At 70.6% G+C, this 2,954-nt stretch carries 3 protein-coding genes; 2 read left to right on the forward strand and 1 reads right to left on the reverse strand.

All coding sequences use genetic code 11. From position 1 onward, the window contains the following. On the reverse strand, window positions 1-1,437 hold a 1,437-nt coding region (locus tag U9980_RS26950), incomplete at its 3' end, for a hypothetical protein (protein ID WP_322770498.1). 224 nt (window positions 1,438-1,661) lie between these two features. Between U9980_RS26950 and U9980_RS26955 the strand changes: the two genes are divergently transcribed. Next, complete coding sequence (locus tag U9980_RS26955) at window positions 1,662-2,453, forward strand: GNAT family N-acetyltransferase (RefSeq protein ID WP_322770499.1); 792 nt, start codon at window positions 1,662-1,664, stop codon at window positions 2,451-2,453. Between the two features lie 39 nt (window positions 2,454-2,492). Next, window positions 2,493-2,954, forward strand: a 462-nt coding sequence (locus U9980_RS26960) for an acyl-CoA dehydrogenase family protein (protein WP_322770500.1), incomplete at its 3' end; no start/stop codon positions are given.

Here is a 2,954-nt window from a genome sequence, read left to right on the forward strand (position 1 = left end):
AGTGACCGTGCTGGTCAGCCCGCCGGTGGCAGCCGTGGTCACTGTTGCCGTGGTCTTCGGGCCGTTGCCCACCAGCGCTACGGACACGACCGGCTTCCCGGGTGGGGGAGTCGGTGTCGGGGACGGTGTTGGCGACGGCGTGGGGGTCGGTGTCAGGGACGGTGTCGGTGTTTGCGATGGGGTCGTCGGGTCGGCCGGCGGTTGGATGTCGGGACGGCTCGGGCTGGGCGATGGTCCCGTCACCGGTACCCGGGGGGTGTCCCGCTGGGGTGGGACGGGGATCGCGGGCTGGGACCGGGGGGCCTGGCTCGGCGGTACGACCACCTGCCTGGGCAGCGCCCGGGGCGGGGTAGTGGACGCACTCCCGGCGACGTCGGGGGTGTACTTCTCGACCTGCTGGGTGGAACCGTCCGGTCTGACCATGACCGCGTGGGAGCCGCTCTGATCGTTCGCCCAGACGGTCCCGTTTCGGACGAACACGGTGAGCTCCGCTGTCCCGGACGTGACGGTGATCGGCGCTTCGAACCGGCCCGGGCCGGTCGCGTAGACCAGCAGCCGTCCCTTGCCACTGTCGGGCACGTACACCCGGCCGCCGGCCACGACCGGCGCGCCGAGCTGTCCGGACGGATCCTGGGAGCCGAGCTCGACCGTCCGTACCGTGCCCGCGGTGAGGTCCGCGAGCAGCATCGTGGTCGTTGTGTCGACGATGATCGGTAGCAGCTGGCCGTCAACGGCCGGTGCCACCAGCAGCTTCCGCCCCGACCCGGCGGGAGGAGGCAGCCGCAGTTCCGGTGCTGGGCGGCCGTCGCGCACGGGTACCAGGGCCGGGGCGGTCGCGTCGACCGCGACCGGCACCCCGTCCGCGATCGTCAACGACAGTTGGTCACCGGGCCGGCCAACGGGGACGGTCACCCCCGCGATGCCCTGACGGACCGGAACCAGCTGCCCCTGTACAGGCAGCATCACCCAGAGTGTGCCATCGGCGGTCAACCCGGCGCTGTCGATCGGGGAACCGAAGGCGACCGGCGCGCCCAGCACATCCAACGTTGTCGGGTCGATCCGGCTGACCCGTCCGGCGGGCTTGTCGATGACATACGCCTGGCCCGCGCCCGCGACAACAGTCACGCCAGCCCCGAAATTCTGCTGCACGGTTACGGCCAGCCCGGCCGGGTCGATTCGGCTGACCCGCCCGGTGTCGGTGTCGGTGACCAGCACGCTGGATCCGTCCTGCGCGACGGTGAGGTGATGTCCCTTCGTGCCGTTGATGGTCACGCTGGCGTCCGCCCGCCCAGACGGCCCGTTGATATGCGAGACGATTCCCCGGGCACCGCTGGCCAGCCATGCGCCGACATCATCCAGCCGCAGCACCGCCGAACCCGCGCTCTGCCCCAGCACGAGGACGGCTGATCCGCCGGCGAGCAGAAGAGCCAGCGACACCGCCACGGAACCGCGTGCCCGGGACGCTGCGAACCGCGCCGGCAACCGCCGGCGGGTCGACCGTTCCCCACGAGTTCGCCTCACCGCAGTCCCCCCACCAGGTGTGCGCGACGTGCACTCGACGTCAGTATATGGCCACTTTCGGCCCTATCGTCACCGTCCGCTCTTACACTCCGTCTTATGAGGGTCCGGCTCGTCGCTCGCCGTCCAGCTCTGGCCGCGCTGTGCTGACGCCCGCCGACGTCCTGGTCGTACCGGGTCCACCGCCGCGTGCGGCTCTCGAACTTCGCCGTGACGTGTTCGTGATCGAACAGGCCGTGCCGCCGGACCTTGAGGAAGACGGGCGGGACAACGACGCCGACCACGCGATCGTCGTCGACGACGCCGGCCGAGCCCTGGCGACGGCCCGGCTGCTCGACCCGGGCCACGGGTCGGCTTCGCCTGACGACCGCCGGGGTGCCGATCCCCATCTCGGCGAAGGTCCGGCCGAGCCGAGCGGAGTGATCGGACGGGTCGCCGTTCGCGCCGAGCTGCGCGGGCGCGGTCTCGGGCGGGCCGTCACCGTCGCGCTCGAACACCGCGCGTCAGAACGAGGCCTGCCCGCGGTGGAGCTGCATGCCCAGGTGACGGCCGAAGGTTTCTACGCCGCAGGCGGCTACCTGCCCATCGGTGGACGCTTCATGGAGGCCGGGATCGAACATGTGGCGATGCGCAAGGAGCTCCTACCCGGCCTGCGGCGGGTTCGCGATGCTGACGGCCCGGCGTTGGAGCGGCTCGTCGGTACCCGCATCGATTTCGTTATCGGGCTCGGTTTCGACCATGCGATCGCCCTCGATGTGTCGGCCTTCGTCGCTTTGCATGATCATAAAGATGCCGACGTGATGGAACTGATGTCACTGTACGTCGCAGCGGTCGCCCGCCGTCGGGGATGGGGCACACGGCTGGTGTGGCGGGCTGAACGCGAGGCCCGGTCCCGGTCGGTTTGGAGGAAATCCGCAGGCCGGGCCGGACTGTGATAACCCAGACTTGACGGCCAACAGGACAAGGAGACACCCGTGACCTTGGATGGCGAGGCGGAGCAGGTTCGCCAGCTCACCCGGCAGGTGCTTGCCGATCACGTCGGCAGCGACGAGCAGGCGTTCCTCGCCGCGCTGTTCGACGCGGGCCTCGCATGGGTGGCCCACGCACCCGGCGACGGTGGTCTCGGCCTGCGACCCAAACTCCAGGACGTGATCGACGTGGAGCTGGACACGGCCGGACGGCGGCCGGACTGGCTGCGCAACCCGATCGGTATCGGCATGTGCGCGCCGGTCATCGCCACGTTCGGTCGGCCCGACCAGCGCCGGCACCTGCGTCCGATCTGGACGGCGCAGGAGATCTGGTGCCAGCTGTTCAGCGAGCCCGGCGCCGGCAGCGATGTGGCCGCCCTGGCCACCCGAGCCGAGCCCGACGGTGAGCACTGGATCGTCAACGGTCAAAAGGTGTGGACGTCGCTGGCGCACCGCGCCCGCCACGGG

This window comes from Protofrankia sp. Cr1 (genome assembly GCF_963555865.1).
In the GTDB taxonomy this organism is placed as follows: Bacteria; Actinomycetota; Actinomycetes; order Frankiales; family Frankiaceae; genus Protofrankia.